Source organism: Corynebacterium sp. KPL3927, from assembly GCF_040225835.1.
In the GTDB taxonomy this organism is placed as follows: Bacteria; Actinomycetota; Actinomycetes; order Mycobacteriales; family Mycobacteriaceae; genus Corynebacterium.
In genome coordinates this window covers 20,420-37,337 of the sequence record NZ_JBEHGD010000018.1, presented here as the reverse complement: position 1 = coordinate 37,337, position 16,918 = coordinate 20,420, and the positions used below count along the sequence as shown (strand labels likewise).

Annotated in this window: 16 protein-coding genes, 3 tRNA genes and 2 pseudogenes; 12 read left to right on the top strand and 9 right to left on the bottom strand. The window is 58.6% G+C overall.

Going from position 1 to position 16,918, the window contains the following annotated elements:
- Positions 1–30: 30 nt before the first annotated feature.
- On the bottom strand, positions 31–2,301 hold the full coding sequence (gene metE / locus ABRP86_RS08945) for a 5-methyltetrahydropteroyltriglutamate--homocysteine S-methyltransferase (protein WP_237801237.1): 2,271 nt from the start codon (positions 2,299–2,301) through the stop codon (positions 31–33).
- Complete coding sequence (locus ABRP86_RS08940; protein ID WP_023028040.1) at positions 2,288–3,220, bottom strand: methylenetetrahydrofolate reductase; 933 nt, start codon at positions 3,218–3,220, stop codon at positions 2,288–2,290. Before ABRP86_RS08940 ends, metE begins: the two co-directional genes overlap by 14 nt.
- Before the next feature lie 286 nt (positions 3,221–3,506).
- Here ABRP86_RS08940 and ABRP86_RS08935 point away from each other — a divergent pair, with 286 nt between their 5' ends.
- The 3 genes from ABRP86_RS08935 (at position 3,507) to ABRP86_RS08925 (ending at position 5,080) form a co-directional block, all read left to right on the top strand.
- Entirely contained in the window at positions 3,507–4,247 is a 741-nt protein-coding gene (locus tag ABRP86_RS08935; RefSeq protein WP_023016419.1) for a hypothetical protein, read from the top strand.
- Between the two features lie 120 nt (positions 4,248–4,367).
- The gene (locus ABRP86_RS08930) at positions 4,368–4,571 is read left to right on the top strand and encodes a hypothetical protein (RefSeq protein ID WP_023016418.1); all 204 of its coding nucleotides are present in this window, start codon (positions 4,368–4,370) and stop codon (positions 4,569–4,571) included.
- A 35-nt stretch (positions 4,572–4,606) separates the two neighbouring features.
- Positions 4,607–5,080: a GNAT family N-acetyltransferase gene (locus ABRP86_RS08925; protein ID WP_284629348.1), complete on the top strand. Its 474-nt coding sequence runs from the start codon at positions 4,607–4,609 to the stop codon at positions 5,078–5,080.
- A 53-nt stretch (positions 5,081–5,133) separates the two neighbouring features.
- Here ABRP86_RS08925 and ABRP86_RS08920 read toward each other — a convergent pair.
- Positions 5,134–5,206, bottom strand: a tRNA-Ala gene (locus ABRP86_RS08920).
- Between the two features lie 168 nt (positions 5,207–5,374).
- Here ABRP86_RS08920 and ABRP86_RS08915 point away from each other — a divergent pair.
- Together ABRP86_RS08915 and ABRP86_RS08910 are read left to right on the top strand one after the other, a co-directional pair.
- Positions 5,375–6,277 carry a polysaccharide deacetylase family protein gene (locus tag ABRP86_RS08915; protein ID WP_284629349.1) on the top strand — a complete coding sequence of 301 codons (903 nt, stop codon included), beginning with the start codon at positions 5,375–5,377 and terminating at the stop codon, positions 6,275–6,277.
- A complete protein-coding gene (locus ABRP86_RS08910; protein WP_023029853.1) occupies positions 6,277–6,825 on the top strand; it encodes a DNA-3-methyladenine glycosylase in 549 nt (182 codons plus the stop codon). Before ABRP86_RS08915 ends, ABRP86_RS08910 begins: the two co-directional genes overlap by 1 nt.
- On the opposite strand, the gene ABRP86_RS08905 is transcribed toward ABRP86_RS08910, so the two are convergent.
- Positions 6,826–7,311: a MarR family winged helix-turn-helix transcriptional regulator gene (locus ABRP86_RS08905; protein WP_005276035.1), complete on the bottom strand. Its 486-nt coding sequence runs from the start codon at positions 7,309–7,311 to the stop codon at positions 6,826–6,828. It abuts the gene before it with no gap.
- A gap of 90 nt (positions 7,312–7,401) precedes the next feature.
- Entirely contained in the window at positions 7,402–9,381 is a 1,980-nt protein-coding gene (locus ABRP86_RS08900; RefSeq protein WP_349863808.1) for a heavy metal translocating P-type ATPase, read from the bottom strand.
- A 6-nt stretch (positions 9,382–9,387) separates the two neighbouring features.
- Between ABRP86_RS08900 and ABRP86_RS08895 the strand changes: the two genes are divergently transcribed.
- The 3 genes and pseudogenes from ABRP86_RS08895 to ABRP86_RS11695 all read left to right on the top strand — a co-directional run.
- Positions 9,388–9,603, top strand: a complete 216-nt coding sequence (locus tag ABRP86_RS08895; protein WP_349863806.1) for a hypothetical protein — start codon at positions 9,388–9,390, stop codon at positions 9,601–9,603.
- Positions 9,604–10,680: 1,077 nt separating this feature from the next.
- Positions 10,681–10,802, top strand: a pseudogene (locus tag ABRP86_RS11700) (transposase-like zinc-binding domain-containing protein); the annotation flags it as partial.
- 37 nt (positions 10,803–10,839) lie between these two features.
- A pseudogene (locus ABRP86_RS11695) lies at positions 10,840–10,975 on the top strand (IS1249 family transposase); the annotation flags it as partial.
- Positions 10,976–11,113: 138 nt separating this feature from the next.
- On the opposite strand, the gene ABRP86_RS08890 reads toward ABRP86_RS11695, so the two are convergent.
- From ABRP86_RS08890 to gyrA, 4 genes are all read right to left on the bottom strand, one after another.
- A tRNA-Ala gene (locus ABRP86_RS08890) sits at positions 11,114–11,186 on the bottom strand.
- Positions 11,187–11,195: 9 nt separating this feature from the next.
- Positions 11,196–11,272: transfer RNA gene (locus tag ABRP86_RS08885), tRNA-Ile, on the bottom strand.
- A 173-nt stretch (positions 11,273–11,445) separates the two neighbouring features.
- Positions 11,446–11,784, bottom strand: a complete 339-nt coding sequence (locus ABRP86_RS08880; protein ID WP_349863804.1) for a DUF3566 domain-containing protein — start codon at positions 11,782–11,784, stop codon at positions 11,446–11,448.
- 3 nt (positions 11,785–11,787) lie between these two features.
- Entirely contained in the window at positions 11,788–14,343 is a 2,556-nt protein-coding gene (gene gyrA / locus ABRP86_RS08875) for a DNA gyrase subunit A (protein WP_005280481.1), read from the bottom strand.
- Positions 14,344–14,421: 78 nt separating this feature from the next.
- Between gyrA and ABRP86_RS08870 the strand changes: the two genes are divergently transcribed.
- The 4 genes from ABRP86_RS08870 to ABRP86_RS08855 are packed head-to-tail and all read left to right on the top strand — an operon-like array spanning position 14,422 to position 16,906.
- Positions 14,422–14,643 carry a CopG family transcriptional regulator gene (locus ABRP86_RS08870; RefSeq protein ID WP_349863801.1) on the top strand — a complete coding sequence of 74 codons (222 nt, stop codon included), beginning with the start codon at positions 14,422–14,424 and terminating at the stop codon, positions 14,641–14,643.
- A complete protein-coding gene (locus tag ABRP86_RS08865) occupies positions 14,640–14,897 on the top strand; it encodes a cell filamentation protein Fic (RefSeq protein WP_349863800.1) in 258 nt (85 codons plus the stop codon). Before ABRP86_RS08870 ends, ABRP86_RS08865 begins: the two co-directional genes overlap by 4 nt.
- A gap of 11 nt (positions 14,898–14,908) precedes the next feature.
- Positions 14,909–15,346 (top strand): DUF6918 family protein, encoded by a 438-nt coding sequence (locus tag ABRP86_RS08860; RefSeq protein WP_349863797.1) that lies wholly within the window; start codon positions 14,909–14,911, stop codon positions 15,344–15,346.
- A gap of 60 nt (positions 15,347–15,406) precedes the next feature.
- The gene (locus tag ABRP86_RS08855; RefSeq protein WP_349863794.1) at positions 15,407–16,906 is read left to right on the top strand and encodes an MFS transporter; all 1,500 of its coding nucleotides are present in this window, start codon (positions 15,407–15,409) and stop codon (positions 16,904–16,906) included.
- The last annotated feature ends 12 nt before the right edge of the window (positions 16,907–16,918 follow it).

Below are 16,918 nucleotides of genomic sequence, written 5' to 3'. Positions count from 1 at the left end.
TTTAAGAACTTAGAATTTCGCAGATTCTATTTAGAGGGCGTTGCGCACCACATCGCGGGCTTCCACCATGTTGCGCAGGGAGGTTTCGGTCTCCTCGTAACCGCGGGTCTTCAGGCCGCAGTCCGGGTTAACCCACAGGCGATCCAGCGGCACGTTCTTGAGCGCGGCGCGGATAAGCTCTGCCATTTCCTCCACGGAAGGCACGCGCGGGGAGTGGATATCGTAGATGCCAGGTCCAATCTCAGAGTGGAAGGTCTCATCGATATCCTCCAGCAGCTCCATGCGGGAGCGCGCAGCCTCAATGGAGGTGACGTCTGCGTCCAGGCCGGCGACGGCGTCGATGATCTGGCCGAACTCCGAGTAGCACAGGTGGGTGTGGATCTGGGTGGTGGGCTTGGCCTCGAGGGCTACCAGGCGGAAGGAACGCACTGCCCAGTCCAGGTAGGCCTTGCGGTCCTGCTCGCGCAGCGGCAGCAGCTCGCGCAGGGCTGGCTCATCGATCTGGATGATGTCGATGCCGGCTTCCTCCAAGTCGCGAACCTCGTCTGCCAAGGCCACGCCCAGCTGGTCCGCGGATACGGACTGGTGCACGTCATCGCGGACGAAGGACCACGCCAGGATGGTGACCGGGCCGGTCAGCATGCCCTTGACGTGCTTTTCCGAAAGCGACTGTGCAAACTTCGACCACTCGGTGGTCATGGCAGCCGGGCGGGAGATATCGCCTACAACGATTGGTGGGCGGGTGCAGCGGGAGCCGTAGGACTGTACCCAGCCGTTTTCGGTGGTAACGAAGCCATCGAGCAGCTCTGCGAAGTACTGCACCATGTCATTGCGCTCTGGCTCGCCGTGGACCAGGACGTCCAGGCCGAGGCGCTCCTGCAGTTCGATGACGGACTTAACCTCGTCCTTGAGGGCGGAGTTGTAGTCAGCATCAGAAAGCTCGCCCTTGCGGTGCGCGGCACGCGCCTGGCGGATTTCCTTGGTCTGCGGGAAGGAACCGATGGTGGTGGTCGGCAGCTCCGACAGGCCGAGCTCCTTCTGTGCTTCCTTGCGCTCGTTGAAGGCCGGCTCGCGCTTGACCTCGCCTTCCGGCAGCTGAGAGATGCGCTCTTGCACGGCGGCGTTGTTGATGCGCTCGGACTCGGCGCGGGTGCGCACGGCGCGGTCGCTGACGCTGTAGGCCTCTTCGGCTGCCTCCGGGCCCTGTACTAGGGCGACGACTTCCTTGACCTTTTCATTGGCGAAGGAGAACCACGGGGCGACATCGGCAGGCAGCTTGGATTCTGCCTCGACGGAGTGCGGCACGTGCTGCAAGGACACGGAGGTGGATACGGACAGTTCATCGATGCTGCCGGCCAGGTCCTCGTACTTGGAGCGCAGGTCGCGCAGGTTGGCGGCCCAAACATTGCGGCCATCGACAAGCCCAGCGACGACGTGGGTGTTCAGGTTCTTGACGCGCTCGAGGTAGCCCTCATCCAGGGCCAGGGTGCCGACAGAAAGGTCAACCTGAACGGCCTCTGGCTTGAGCTCTGCGATGACATCGAGGCCCTTGCGGGCAGAGCCGTACGGGGTGGTCAGGTAAACCTGTGGGCGCTCTTCTGCACCCAGGATGGCGGAGTAAGCCTGCTTGGTATATGCAGCCAAGTCCTCATCGCTAGCGTTGGTCAGATCTGCTACGAGGGCAGGCTCTGCCAACTGGATCCACTCCACGCCAGCCTTGTGCAGCTCCGCCAGAACCTCCTGGTAAGCGGCAACGGCATCATCTAGGCGCTCGAGCGGGGCCTTGGCTGCACCCTCGGCCTGCTTGGACAGGGCCAACAGGGTGACCGGGCCAACGAGGTACGGGCGCACGGTGTGGCCTGCTTCGCGGGCTTCTTCTACCAGCTTGATAATGCGCTGTGGGTGCGCCTTAAAGGCGTGGTCATCGGCAATTTCCGGCACGATGTAGTGGTAGTTGGTGTCGAACCACTTGGTCATCTCCAGCGGTGCGGTGTCCTTATTACCGCGTGCCAGGGTGAACTCATCATCCAGGGTTTCACCGGCAACGGCACCGACGGTCAGTGCGGTTTCGAGAACCTGGTCGTAGTAAGCGACGTCTGCCGGGATGGCGTAATCCTCGGTCAGGCCGAGGTCGCGCAGGCGGTTATAGGTATCCAGGCGCAGAGAGTGTGCGGCGGACTCAAAGGTCTCCGCGTCGATGCGGCCGGCCCAGTAGGACTCGAGCGCGCGCTTCAATTCGCGGTTGGCGCCAATGCGGGGATAGCCCTCAATTGTCGCCTTGGGGAAATTAGCGTTGGTCATTGTCTACTCCGATTCGGGTTAGTAGGTCGTGAGTATTGTCGGGGTTGTTGTGGGTATATATATGGAGCCCACTCGCCCCACCAGCCACGATGTCGCGGGCTAGTTCGGCGGTCAGTTCCATGCCGGTTTCGTATTCTTCTTCTGGGGTTGTCGCTGCCGCGAGCGCCGACCGCACCCTTTCGGGCACGGCGAGCCCGGACAGCTCTCCCATTCGCTCCACCCGGCGCAGGCTGGTCATGGGCATGATTCCCGGAATAAGGGGAATATGTACCCCGGCCAGTTGTGCCTTTTTGGTAAAGCGCAGGTAATCCTGGGCGTCGAAGAATAGCTGGGTAATGGCGAAGTCCGCGCCGAGGCGCTGCTTTTTGAGCAAGACGTCAAAATCTTCATCTTCGTTTTTAGATTCAACGTGCCCGCTGGGATAGCACGCGACTCCGACGGCCAGGCGGCCAGCGGCAAACCGCGCGGCTTGCTGCCTTTCTAGTTGCCGGATGAGGCTTATCAATTCATCGGCATGCTGCGGATAGTACTCCGGCAAACCTTCCTCTGGCAGGTCCCCGCGCAGGGCCAGCAGGCCGCGGACACCGGCATCGACCAAGCGGTTGGTCCAGCCGATTAGTTCCGTGCGCGAACCAGCCGTACAGGCCAGGTGCGCAAGCGGGCGCATCGAGGTGGTGCGCGAAATCCGCTCGATAAAGGCCGTCGTCCCTTCGAGCCAACCGGACCGTTTGGAACTTGTCACCGCAATATAATCCGGGTGGTAGCTTTCCAAGGTTTCCAGCAAACGGTCGATTTTGGCTTCATCGGCGTCATGGCGCGGCGGAATTACCTCGAAAGATAGCGCCAAACGCTCCGGCACCATTAGCTCTTCTTCACTCATGGAATCCAATGGTGCTGACGCCGAAAATCGCGGGCTCATAGTCACCTCCTTTTCCCGATCTCAATTGCTGTCTGGAGGAAAACGTACCAAGCTGTTCAGTTTGCGGGGTAGCGCGCCGCTAATGGTATTACCTTTGCAGGCCCATAAACAGCGCGGTTAGCCAAAATCGACGTGAATATTAATCCACCAATCTGAACCAAGCGGTCTATTTTATGGGTGATTCCACTCCCTGAATCACCCGCCAAAACAGTGGTGGGGTGCCAGGCTGGCCACTATGCTGGATGGGAAAGGACAGATAAATCTCATCTAAGGAGCACCTGCACTCATGAACCCCACCGCAGTGAATATGGCGTTGAAGACCGGTTCTAACCTGTGGAAGCAATTGCGCGATTACCGGCAAGAAAAGTCCCGCGAAACGTATACCGCGCTCGAAGAGGCTGCCCAGCAGATGCAAAAGGAAGACAATAGCGCCTTCGATGAGGCCCGCAAGCAGGCAGGCGCCGTAACCCAGGCCGCGCACTCCCGCCTAGAGCGCGCCCTAGAGGAATTCAATAACTACCGCGAGGACGCCGTCGAGCGTTTCGATGAGGCCAAGAAGGAAGCCACCAAGAAGGCAAAGAAGGCCCGCAAGCAAACCAAGAAGAAGGCCACCAAGGCTGCAAAGAAGCAGACCAAGAAGGACAAGAAGTCTTCCAAGTTCTGGACCGTTGCCGGAATCGTTGCCCTGCTCGCCGCGGCAACCGGTGCAATTTACGCTTGGCTGCGCTCCAATGACAAGCCTTCCCAGACCCCACCGCGCGTGGATGACTACCGCGGTGGCACCCAAAACACCGCCCCAGATTCCACCTTGGTCTACACCTCCACCAGCGAAGCTAAGCACGAAGCCGATTCGGACCTCGCCGAAGAGGGCGCTGTGCGCGATGAGGAGCTCTTGGGGTCCATCGATGAGCAGCTGGCTAAGCACCGCGAGGAAGAAGAGGCCGCCGCGGAGGAAGCGGATACCACCCGCATCACCGATGATCACCAGAGTGAGGGCAAGCACCGCCTGCAATCTGACGAGCAGTAGTTCCTTTCGCACCCCCCGCGGTGGGGGTGCAGTAGGCGTTGCCTAGATCTCATTGCTTTGCCTAATCAAAAATCTCCTGCTTGAATTCACCCATTAAGGCTTTCTACAAGGAGATAAACAATGAACTTTGAGTCTCTCACCGTCAAGCTCAAAGACGGTTCAACGTACTATTTCCCCGCAGGCCCAGTAACCGATGATCCCTCCCCGCGCGTGGATAACCTCCGCTTTGCCATCGATAACGGCGCTACCTTCCGCTCCGTTGACGAATCCGGTGAAATGCGCGAGTTCAACGGCGCGGACGTGCATAACTATCACTTGGCTTAACTAGCCCGGCGGATTCTTCATATATCCTGGGGATTATGGAAATTCGCGCGACACAAGAATCCGATCGCACTTATATAGCTCGCCTCAACTTCCTGACCGATACCTTCGGTGATGAACGAGGCGAGCTTTCTTCCGGTTTTGCCGATGATTTTTCCTTTTACGTGGAAAATTGGGAGCCCAACCAGGGAGGTTTCATCGCTTGGGAGGACCTCGTGCCCGCCGGCGGGGTGTGGCTCAGTTGGGGTACCGAGGACAATCACGGTTACGGGTTCGTGGAACCGGCCATCCCAGAATTTGCCATCGCGGTAGAAAGCCGCTTTGCGGGCCAGGGCATTGCCACCGCGCTTATCGATGCCGCCATTTCCCTCGCCCAGACCCTCAAAGCGCCCGGTATTTCCCTGGCCGTCCACCCCGATAATCCGCGTGCGCAGAAGCTTTATGAACGCTTGGGATTCGAGCATGTGGGTGTGTACGCCGAGCATTACATCATGGTCAAGCGCTTTTTATAACCCTATGCATGACTAAAGTCCGGATTCTTTAACCAGAATCCGGACTTTTCCTGTGGAGCATAGGAGAATCGAACTCCTGACCTTCTGCTTGCAAAGCAGATGCTCTACCAATTGAGCTAATGCCCCAGTGGCTTGTACTCTACTACTGTAGCCGCTCATTCCAAAAATGCCGAAGACACCGCGGCACAGTGATTTACTTCTATCACATTTATCACACGCGTTTAATCCGTAATTCCCTTCGCAGTGGAGTAGGCTGGCTAATCGTGCCCATCTGTCCTCGTTCCTAGGAAAAGTATGCGTCGTCTTCTTACCTCCGCGCTCACCGTGCTTGCCACCGCTGCCCTTCCCGCCTGCGCCAATGCGCAATTCCTCGAAGGCACCCCGAAAGTAGCCGGCTCCTCAGAACCCAATATCCAATCCGCGGTTTCTGAGATTCAGACCGATATTCAAAGCCGCATCGACAGCACCCGCGCGCAAGCACAGGACCTTGTCTCCACGGTAGCGCCGCAAGACGAGCCACAGAACGAGGCCGCACCCGCGCCAGATACCCAGGCTGGGGCCGCACCGCAACCAGCCCCGCAGCCACAGGGCAACGGCGTCGATTGCCCGAATTGCGTGGCCCTTACCTTTGACGATGGCCCAAGCCCTTATACCAACCAGCTCTTGGATACCTTTAAGGCGAAAAACGCCCACGCCAGCTTCATGGTGCTAGCGGATCACGCCTACCAGTACCCCCAAGCGCTACAGCGCATGCAGGCAGAAGGTCACACCATTGGCAATCACACCAAGACCCACCGACAACTCAACCAGCTAGCTTACGGCGATATTGCCCAAGAAATAGACGCCGGCAATGCAGCGATCCGCAATGCCACCGGACAGAATCCGCAGTGGCTGCGCCCGCCTTACGGTGCTACCAATGAGACGGTTGACCAAGTAACTAGGGATAAGGGCCTTTCGCAGGCCCTATGGAACGTGGATACCTTGGACTGGAAGATCCGCGATTCGCAGCACGTCTGCAATGCCGCCGTGCAGGATGCTAACCCAGGCTCCATCGTCTTGATGCACGATATTCATCCGACCACCGTCAATGCGGCCGAGTGCATTATCGACGGCCTGCGCGCCAAGGGCTTGGAACCGGTCAGCCTCGATGAGTTGCTGCGCACCCCGGTAGACGGAAAGCGCTACTACTCCCGTTAATGATTGATTTCTCCCGCACTGCTGATGTCGTAGCCCCGCAACTCCTTGGCTGCGTCATCACGCACGCTGGGGTGAGCATTCGCCTTACGGAGGTCGAGGCCTACTTGGGCACAGACGATGCCGCCGCCCATACCTTTCGTGGGAAAACCCCGCGCAATGCCGCCATGTTCGGCCCGCCCGGCCGGATGTACGTGTATGCCTCTTACGGCATCCACCGCAATGTCAATATCGTGTGCGCGCCCGAAGGCGTGGGCCAAGGGTGCCTACTGCGCGGTGGTGAGGTGCTATCCGGGATCGATACCGCCTTTGCACGACGCGGCACCAGCGATTTTCATAACCTAGCCCGCGGCCCCGGGAACCTCGGAAAAGCTCTGGGAGCAACGCTGGAGGATAACCACCTGCCAGTGCAGCTTTCTGAGCGCGAGTCTGCACCGGAATGGGTGCGCGGCCCGCGCATTGGTATCTCCAAAAACCAGGAAGCAGCCCTCAGGTTTTGGATTCCCTTTGATAAGACCGTTTCCGGCCGCCGCGGCTATCCCAAAAAATAATTAATAGCGGCCGCCGTAGCGCTCATCGGCTTCGATGGCTTTGATGATGCGCTCATTAATTTGGGTCATCTGATGAATCTGGGCGCGGGTCAGATTATCGATAACGGATCGGCGGGCCTGCTTGGCGTGGCCTGGGGCGGTTTCTACTACCTTGTCCCAGCCGCTATCGGTAAGGTGCGCCATCGTCGTCCGCCCATCATTGGGGCAAGGACGCCGCACGACCCAGCCCTGGCGCTCCAAACGGGTAACAACCTGGCTCAGACGGGACAGGGAGCCGTTTGCGGTGATGGCTAGGTCTCGCATGCGCATCTCATGGTTCTCAGCCTCTGATAGCCGTGAGAGCACCGTATATTCAAAGAAGCTTAGCTTGGCATCATCGCGCAGCTGCGCGTCTAGAATATTGGTGAGCCGGACATTCACGCTCATCAGGGACATGAATGCTGCTAGTTCATCCTCTTCCAGCCAAAAGTCGTCCCGCTCGGTCATGAGGATTATTTTAGCAACTGGACTTCAATTCTAAAATAATCCCAAGTATCCGGAGCCCCGTACCAGTTATCCGAGCCTGGACTGATCCGCCTAGTGGCTGGTGGGTGCCAAGCGAGCTGGGTCCAATTCGATCCGGCGCAACAACTGCGCATTGAATGCCACCACGATGGTCGATAGCGACATCAATACCGCACCGGCCGCCGGGGAAAGCACGACACCGATGGGTGCGAGTACGCCTGCAGCCAAGGGCACGGCGATGATGTTGTAGCCAGATGCCCAAATAAGGTTTTGGATCATCTTGCGGTAGCTAGCGCGCGACAAGGTGATCATTGAAAGCACCGACCGCGGGTCATCGCTGGCGAGCACGACCTCGGCGGATTCCATGGCGACATCGGTACCGGCGCCAATGGCGATGCCGACTTCCGCGCGGGCCAAGGCTGGGGCGTCGTTGACGCCATCGCCAACCATGGCCACGGCCAGGCTGCGCTCTTGTAATTCGGTGACCTTGGAGTCCTTGTCCTGCGGCAGGACTTCGGCAAAGACCTCGTCAATACCCAGTTCTTCGCCAACGGCCTCGGCGACCTGCGTGGCATCGCCAGTGATCATCGCAACCTTGACGCCCTGCTCTTGGAGGGCCTGTACGGCCGCGCGGGATTCGGGACGAATCTTGTCTTCGACCGCGAGAGCGCCAATGATCTGACCATCGCGCACGACATGCAGGACACCTGCGCCGCGCTGGGACCACTCTTCAACCTGCGCATCGAACACCCCAGGGGTGGCAAGCTCTAGCTCGCGCAGCATATTCGGTCCACCGACGAGGACCTCTGCCCCATCTACGGTGGCCTGGATTCCCCGGCCGGCGGCAGCACTGAAATCGGTGCTGTGCAGCTGCTCCTGGGATGCTTCCGCGTGGTCTTCGGCTGCCTTGACGATGGCGCGGGCCAACGGGTGTTCACTATCGGCCTCGGCCGCGGCGGCCACTGCTAGCAGCTGCCCCTCGCTGATGTCCTCAACGGTTGCGACACCGGTAACGGCATGAGCGCCTTCGGTTAGGGTGCCGGTCTTATCGAAGAGAACGGTGTCGATGGTGCGCATGCGCTCCAACGCCATACGTTCCTTGATGAGTACCCCAGACTGTGCGGCCTGCTCGGTAGAGATCGCAATGACCAGTGGGATAGCCAAACCGAGGGCGTGGGGGCAAGCGATGACGAGCACGGTAACGGTGCGTACCACGGCGTCGCTTGGGCTCCCGATAATGGCCCAGACCACCGCAGTAATGAGGGCTGCGATTAGCGCAAACCAGAAGAGCAACGCTGCGGCGCGATCGGCAAGAGCTTGGGCGCGGGAGGAGGATTCCTGCGCCTCGGCGACCATGCTTTGGATACCGCCCAGGGCCGTATCTCCTCCGATGGCTTCTACCTGGACGCGGACGGTGTTGTCGGTGGCCACCGTACCGGCGACCACGCGCTCACCTTTATCGCGGTAGACTGGGCGGGATTCACCGGTGATCATGGATTCATCGAATTCGGCTGAGCCTTTAACAATGGTGCCATCGGCAGGCGCCCGCGCTCCAGCGCGGACCAGTACTATGTCATCCACCGCCAGCTCAGAGACTGGCACGGTGTGGGCCTGCCCATCGATGATCTTCTCGGCTTCGTCAGGCAAAAGTTCTGCTAAGGCGTCCAAAGCGGAGGAGGCTGCGCCGAGTGCGCGCATCTCCAACCAGTGGCCCAGCAGCATAATGACGACCAGGAGGGCCAGCTCCCACCAGAAATCTAGGTCGAATCCTCCAATCCCCAAGGTGGTGACCCATGAGGCGACGAACGCCACGGTAATAGCCATGGCGATAAGCAGCATCATCCCGGGCTGGCGGGATTTCAGTTCCGACCAGCCGCCTTGCAGGAACGGCGTGCCGCCATAAATGAAGATGATGGTGCCAAGCACCGGGGGAATCCAGGATGAACCAGTGAATTCGGGTACGCCGTAGCCGAGCAAGTCTGCGACCATAGGGCTGAAGATGACGACCGGCACCGATAGCAGCAGCGACCACCAGAAGCGGCTGCGGAACATCGCCGCGTGATCGCCGTGTCCGTGCCCATGGCCGTGGCCATGCCCGTGCTCGTGGCCATGACCTTGATGGTCACCGTGAGAGTGCCCTTCGTGGCCGCCATGATCTGTGTGTTGCGTATGATCCGCTTCCGCGGCCTGGTGAGCACCGGAATGCTCACCGTGTTGGTGGGAAGTACTCATGAAGTTCCTTTCTTCTCCTCCCTGCACCAAGAGGAGTCCTAGCTTCGGTGAAACGCAGTGATGATTACTCTCCCCACCATATACCCCCGGGAGGTATCTTTACAGGAACGAAAGGGTCCCTTTTCGCATCAGAGGCGAAGTGGAGCTACCGAGATGTCCACCCAGCTTAAACGAGCCTAGCCCCCGGAAAGTGGACACGGCGCGGTCAGGCCCGGCCCCATCAGCTCGGCTATTCTTCAACGTCATTGTAGAGGAACTCGACAGAGAAACGGTCTCGTGATTTATCGATGGACCGAATCATAACGGAGGCTTTGGCCCTGGTTCTGGGAAGTTTCCTGCACGATGGGCCTACTGTTCCCATTGTCAGGCTGTGTGCCATGAAACGCCGAGCTTCGGGGCTACCACCTGACACGCGAGGTGCATTGACACGCTCTTCCGCCAAGATGCGATCTTCCACAAGTGGGACACTTCAGGTTTCACCTGCTGTTTTCGCCTACCCAAAGTGAAAGAAAAGAGGCAAAGAAACGACATATGGGACACTCCATTTTAGTTGGAGTGCCCCATATTGGCTTTAAAGAGGAACTTTAGTCCTCATCACCCGAAAACTTCTTTCTCATAGTCCAATCTATCCAGAACCAAAGACAGAACAAGATTAATCCTATCACTGTTCTAGGACCGGTGCCTAAATCTAGGACCAACCCGAAAAATAGGCCCAAAAGTATCGCTAATACAAGAAATATGATCCAGGTAAGTCTTGGGTGATATTTCTTAGGTTTTAGTTTCTGCATTCATGTGCCCCAACTGGATGCGGACGATCTCCCATGTTAGATGCAATCCTAATCTGATAGCAGGTCTTGTGGTCGTATTCAGCGAATGCCTTTGCTGTTTTAACAATATCAAGCGCGTTGATGCCTGCTATCGGACAAACTCCCCCAAAACCAGTTTGATAGGCGGCTTCGGCCTAAACGACAGGATGTGTTGGTGAAGTTATATGTTTAGCCCGTCTGGCCTGCTGGTATTAGGATTATTTCACTTATCCGGAGACATAACGCAGCCTCGGACCTGAAATACCGCCGGGGGCGTGCTGATGTGCTAAGCGCTGAGGTTCACGATGAATGGATGAGTAAGAATCATCCTCGATGCCCCGTCTGTAGCGAGGTGTGCACCAAAATACGGGACTACAAGCACCTATGCACCAGCGATGGCGATGGAACGCCTGTAAAGCCACTGTCACTCGCGCTAGAGGCCGACCCAGGAAAGTGGGCGAATCAGGGCGCAGACCCACGAGCCAAAGCACACACCCTAGCCAACCAAGAAACACAAGCCACCATCGGCCGTGAATACGGCCGACCAGCAACTTTCGACAGTTGCCTACAACCACTCTATGGGAATACGCAAAGGCCACATGCCCTAAACCACGCAGTCCACCAACACAAAATGTCGTTTACCCCGACACGCCAGAAAACAACACATTTTGTCGTTTAACCCAGAGCTTCGAGAGGGTACAAGAAGCAAAAAGTCCGGCTTCCCTAAGGAAGCCGGACTGATGCTGTGGAGCATAGGAGAATCGAACTCCTGACCTTCTGCTTGCAAAGCAGATGCTCTACCAATTGAGCTAATGCCCCATTGTTCCGTGGTGGGCCTAGCTGGAATCGAACCAGCGACCTCATCGTTATCAGCGATGCGCTCTAACCGACTGAGCTATAGGCCCTTTAGCGGAACGAGATGTAACTTTACATACTACCCCGGAAAGAACACAAATCGGCAGCTCAAAGAGGTTTTCAGAGGCGCACTTCGTGGGTCTAATGAGTACGCTACTTCGCGCTTAAAACTAGACAATGCCGGCAACGCTTGTTGCCGGCATTGTCTCCCACTCACAGTGATCTAGATGTCATCCAAGCTAACCTTTAGCCCGCCGAAGACATCCACGATGGCGTTATAGATGACGGCCATCAGCGGTGCGAGCAAGGTGAACAGGACGGCGAAAATAACGCCAATCAGCGCGCTGGCTGCGATCACCACTCCAAAGGTGACCTCAAAGCCGCCGCCGACGCCACCAACGAGGCTATTGACTGACTCCCATATGCCCGCCTGGTGCAAACCGATGTACAGCAGGCACACGGCCAGCAACCACGCGATGAGTCCGACGAGTGACAGGGCCAGACCAACGCGAAACGCCGAGGTCGGCGAGATGTGGTGGATGGTTACGTCTCGTCGTTCCATGTCCTACTCCTCATCCTTGGAGGCATCGCTTACCTTGTGGTGCTCTTGCTGGACCTCATCGACGGTCTTTTCGCCCTTGGCCACAGCCTGCGCGTCTTCCTCACCATCTTCTTCGACATTGCGGTCGATGGCAAGCAATTCGACGTCATCGGCAAGGTCAACCAAGCGCACGCCCATCGTGGCGCGCGAGGATGGACGAATCTGGTTTACTTCGGTGCGAATAACCCCACCGGCGGAGGTAATGGCGAAGATTTCATCGTCCTTGTCAATGGAAATGGCACCAATGAGCTTGCCGCGCTTCGGGGTGTACTTGAAGGTCATGACGCCCAAGCCACCGCGGCCCTGCGGGGTGTATTCCTCAATGGCGGTGCGCTTGCCGTAGCCACCCGAGGTAGCAACGAGCAGGAACTCGCCGTCGTGGACGACGGACATCGCCAGTAGCTGGTCATCGCCGCGGAAGCGCATGCCCTTCACGCCGGCGGTAGCGCGACCCATGGGGCGCAGCTGGTCGTCATCGGCAGTAAAGCGAATAGCTTGGCCCTGCTCAGAGGTCAGCAGGATGTCATCGCCCTCAGAAACGAGCTGGGCACCGATGAGCGCATCGCCCTCGTTGAGGTTGATGGCGATAAGCCCTGCGGAGCGAGCGGACTCGTAATCGGTCAGGCGCGACTTCTTCACGCGGCCCTGCTGGGTGGCCAGGACCAAGTATGGCGCATCCTCGTAGGACTGGATCTGAATGACCTGGGCGATCTTTTCCTCCGGCTGGAATTCCAGCAGGTTGGCCACGTGCTGACCGCGGGCGGCGCGGCCGCTCTCTGGTAGCTCGTAGGCCTTCAGACGGTAGACGCGGCCAAAGTTGGTAAAGAACAGGATCCAGTCGTGCGTGGAGCAGACGAAGAAGTTCTTCACAATGTCATCTTGCTTGAGCTCCGCACCGCGCACGCCCTTGCCGCCACGCTTTTGTGACTTATAAGTATCGACCTTGGTGCGCTTGGCATAACCGGTGGCGGTGATGGTGACCACGACGTTTTCGCGGGCAATGAGGTCTTCATCGGTGACCTCGCCGGAGGCAGGCAGGATCTCGGTGCGGCGCTCGTCGCCGTACTTTTCGACGATCGCCTCCAGCTCATCGTGGACGATCTGGCGCTGGCGCTCCTCGTGGGCGAGGATGTGCTTGAGGTCTGCGATCTCTTCTTCGATTTCTGCCAATTCATCGACGATCTTTTGGCGCTCCAGGGCAGCCAGGCGGCGCAGCTGCATCGCCAGGATGGCATCGGCCTGGATATCGTCGACATCGAGAAGCTCCTTCAAGCCCTCGCGCGCCTCATCAACGGTGGGCGAACGGCGGATCAGGGCGATGACCTCATCCAACATATCCAGCGCCTTGACCAAGCCGCGCAAGATGTGCGCGCGCTTTTCGGCCTCATCCAGGCGGTACTGGGTGCGGCGAACGATGACCTCAATCTGGTGCGCAACATAATTGCTCAGCATCTGATCCAGGCGCAGGGTACGCGGCACGCCATCGACGATGGAGAGCATATTCGCACCGAAGGAGGTCTGCAGCTGGGAGTGCTTGTACAGGTTATTGAGCACCACGCGGGCAACGGCATCGCGCTTCAAGGTCACAACAATGCGCATGCCCACGCGATCGGAGGACTCATCTTCGATCTTAGAAATACCGGCGATCTTGCCGTTGGCTACGGACTCCGCGATATTGGAGATGAGGTTATCGGGGTTGACCTGGAACGGCAGCTCCGTAATAACGATGGTCTGCCGGGAACCGGACTCCTCGATGGAGGTCACACCGCGCATACGGATGGAACCGCGGCCGGTGGTATATGCATCCTTGATGCCCTGATCGCCCACGATGAGGCCGGCGGTGGGGAAATCCGGGCCCTTCACGCGTTCCATGCAGGCCGCGAGCGCCGCATCCTCGTCTGCGTCTGGGTTCTCCAGCAGCCAGTAGATGGCCGAGGCCAACTCATTGAGGTTATGCGGCGGGATATTGGTGGCCATGCCCACGGCAATTCCGCCGGAACCATTCATCAAAAGGTTAGGCACGCGGGACGGCAGGACGTCCGGCTCGCTGGTCTTGCCATCGTAGTTGGGCGAGAAGTCCACGGTATTTTCGCGGATATCGCGGACCATTTCCATGGCCAACGGGGTGAGCTTGCACTCGGTATAACGCATTGCGGCGGGGCCGTCGTTACCGCGGGAACCGAAGTTACCCTGGCCATCGACAAGCGGGTAGCGCATATTCCAGGACTGCGCCAAGCGCACCAAGGTGTCATAGATGGCCGAGTCACCGTGCGGGTGGAATTGACCCATGGTGTCAGAGACCGGGCGCGCGGATTTCACGTAGCCGCGCTCGGGGCGGTAGCCCGAATCGAACATGGCGTAAAGAATGCGGCGGTGTACCGGCTTTAGGCCATCGCGCACCTCAGGCAGCGCGCGGCCCACAATGACGGACATGGCGTAGTCGATATAGCTCGACTCCATCTCCTCATTAATGTCAATGGGAAAAATCCGATCAAAAAGATCGTCGTTATTGTCACTCATAAGGCCAAATTCTACCTTCTCCGGGCTTTATCGGCTTTATTTGCCGCACCGGTGGTATCACTGTGGTATCACTGGGGCATGGCAATGACATTGCGGCTTACCGCAGAACAAGATCACGCTCTTACCCTCTTGGCCTCCGCGCAAGACACCTCCAAGCACGAGGCGGTGGTGCGTGCCATCGTGGCGGCGGCCTCGCGCACGCTTGCCGATGCCCAAGTGCAAGCCACCGCCCGTGAACTTCTCCCCGGCCGCTCAGACCTAGAGGCCGAAATCCGCAGGGCACGAAAGACCCACGCATGAGCCCCGAACAGTTGTACCTGCTAGCCCAAGAGTTTTGTGCCCGCTTTCAGCTCCGCATCATCAACTATTCCGCCTTGGTAGCCGCTGCCGCTGCCAGCACCGCGCGCCTTGAGGGCATCGCCATTCACGGCAATGAGCAACAGGCCGCAAAGGCCATGGCTGAGGTTTTAGAGAAGGTGCCAGCGTTAAATGCTGGAAATCAGACCTTCGCGCAGTACTGCGCCCGCGTCTATATGGCCACTAAATTCGCGTAAAGTATGGCACCATGTCTCACCTTTCTACCTTGATGCAAGGATCCACCCACACCGAGTTCATCGCCGAGTGCGGGGCTCTCGTTGAAAAAGTCGCCTCCGCCCAATCCGGCATTTCTGGCATGGCCATTAAAGGCGGATTGGCCGCCGCCAAAAAAGCCGATGCCAACGTCGTCCCCAAGGCGCTGGAACGGATCTTGCCGGATGTCCTCGATGCCCTGGATCCGCGGTGGCAGGACTTTGCGGAAAGCGGGAAGGATGATTTCGGCGCCTTCCTTGAACCGCGGCAAGAAGAGGTCAGCGATGAAATTATGAATATCGCAGATAAGCACGTAGAAAAGGTGAACTCCGCCGCACTGCGCAAACCCTATAATTCCCTGCGCGGCAAGGCCACCAAGATCTTAAGCCCGGAAGTTCCTGCATTCGGCCGCGTCGTGCAAAAGCACATGTAAATTAATAGTTTCCACCGGTTTTCCTGCGGTTGAAGGTTTTCTGGGCTGCGGAGTATAAGTGTGGAAGTGACTTATTCCCCGCATCATAAATCGTCGGCATCAGAAGCAAACCGCACCGACTACCCCGCCGGCCAAGACCCCGCCCGCTGGCGGGTTCTTATTATTGTGCTGGTCACGGTGTTTATGTCACTGATTAGCGTGTCCATCGTGAACGTGGCGCTGCCGTCGATTCAGTCTGGGCTTGGTGCCACGGATTCGGATGTGCAATGGGTGCTGTCTGGTTATGCGCTTACCTTCGGCGTGGTCCTCGTCGCCGCAGGGCGCGCCGGCGATCTCGTGGGGCGCGGGGGCATCTTCCTGCTCGGCATCGCCGTCTACACCATCAGCGCCGCCGTGGCGGGTTTCGCGCCGAATGCGCATTCTCTGAATATCGCGCGTTTTGTGCAGGGTGTTGGCGCCGGATTGCTGAACCCTCAGGGAGTGGGAATGATTCAGCAATACTTCCGCGGGGAAGAGCGCGGCCGCGCCTTTGGATACTTTGGTGCCACCGTGGGAATCGCCGTGGCCATCGGCCCGGTCTTAGGCGGCTTCCTCATTAAGATCGGCGGCCCTGACCACGGGTGGCGGCTGACCATGTTGGTCAATGCCCCGATCGGCCTGCTGGCCATCATCCTGGGCCTCATGTGGTTCCCACGCCCGCTGTTTTCCCGCGTCCGCGATGCCGCGGGCAATAAGCTGGGCATCTTCAAGGCGCTGGCCACCCTGGATCCCATCGGCGCGCTCATACTCGGTGCCGCGGTCTGGTGTATCCTCTTTCCCTTCATGGACTCCACGGGGTCCCCGGCCGTGTGGTGGCTGCTTCTGGCAGGTGCCGTGCTTATTGGCGTGTGGGTGCTGTGGGAGCGCCACCACAAGGCCACCGGCCACCCGCCGATGGTGGATCTCAATATCTTTGCCACCTCGAGCTTCCGCAATGGCACCATCATCGCCACGTTGTGGTTTATGGGCATTACCAGCATCTGGGTGCTCGTTGCGTTGTACTTCCAAAATGGCCTGGGCTACTCCGCCCTGGCAGCCGGCTCGGTGGGCATTCCATCCGCGCTTCTCAACTCCATTACCGCTACCATCGCGGGCCGCAAGATTTCGCGCTACGGGCGCATGGTGGTCATCATCGGCATGCTGACCACGATCTTCGGTCTCATCGCCACGGTCGTCTTTATTTGGGGCACCACGCACTGGGGAATAAGCGAATGGTGGCTCATCCTTTCCTTGGCATTTATCGGGCTTGGCCAGGGTGCTGTGGTCTCACCTAACCAAACCCTGACCCTGGCGCAGGTACCAGACAACTACGCCGGTTCCTCCGGCGCGGTCCTGCAAACCGGCCAGCGCATCGGCACCGCCATTGGCTTGGCCGTCATTACCGCCATCGTCTTTGCCATGCTCCAAAGCACCTCCGGAGATTGGCCCGTATCGATCATGACCGGTTTTGGCGTCATCATCGCCGTCTGCTTGGTGTCCTTGAGCTTTGGGTTTGCTGATCAGCGCTCTTCCCGCAGCTAACCTCACCCCATA

Bases quoted from the DNA above. Each gene is read 5' to 3' on its own strand.
- metE (WP_237801237.1), bottom strand. From the start codon at position 2,301: ATGACCAACGCTAATTTCCCCAAGGCGACAATTGAGGGCTATCCCCGC.
- ABRP86_RS08940 (WP_023028040.1), bottom strand. From the start codon at position 3,220: ATGAGCCCGCGATTTTCGGCGTCAGCACCATTGGATTCCATGAGTGAA.
- ABRP86_RS08935 (WP_023016419.1), top strand. From the start codon at position 3,507: ATGAACCCCACCGCAGTGAATATGGCGTTGAAGACCGGTTCTAACCTG.
- ABRP86_RS08930 (WP_023016418.1), top strand. From the start codon at position 4,368: ATGAACTTTGAGTCTCTCACCGTCAAGCTCAAAGACGGTTCAACGTAC.
- ABRP86_RS08925 (WP_284629348.1), top strand. From the start codon at position 4,607: ATGGAAATTCGCGCGACACAAGAATCCGATCGCACTTATATAGCTCGC.
- ABRP86_RS08915 (WP_284629349.1), top strand. From the start codon at position 5,375: ATGCGTCGTCTTCTTACCTCCGCGCTCACCGTGCTTGCCACCGCTGCC.
- ABRP86_RS08910 (WP_023029853.1), top strand. From the start codon at position 6,277: ATGATTGATTTCTCCCGCACTGCTGATGTCGTAGCCCCGCAACTCCTT.
- ABRP86_RS08905 (WP_005276035.1), bottom strand. From the start codon at position 7,311: ATGACCGAGCGGGACGACTTTTGGCTGGAAGAGGATGAACTAGCAGCA.
- ABRP86_RS08900 (WP_349863808.1), bottom strand. From the start codon at position 9,381: ATGTTCCGCAGCCGCTTCTGGTGGTCGCTGCTGCTATCGGTGCCGGTC.
- ABRP86_RS08880 (WP_349863804.1), bottom strand. From the start codon at position 11,784: ATGGAACGACGAGACGTAACCATCCACCACATCTCGCCGACCTCGGCG.
- gyrA (WP_005280481.1), bottom strand. From the start codon at position 14,343: ATGAGTGACAATAACGACGATCTTTTTGATCGGATTTTTCCCATTGAC.
- ABRP86_RS08870 (WP_349863801.1), top strand. From the start codon at position 14,422: ATGGCAATGACATTGCGGCTTACCGCAGAACAAGATCACGCTCTTACC.
- ABRP86_RS08865 (WP_349863800.1), top strand. From the start codon at position 14,640: ATGAGCCCCGAACAGTTGTACCTGCTAGCCCAAGAGTTTTGTGCCCGC.
- ABRP86_RS08860 (WP_349863797.1), top strand. From the start codon at position 14,909: ATGTCTCACCTTTCTACCTTGATGCAAGGATCCACCCACACCGAGTTC.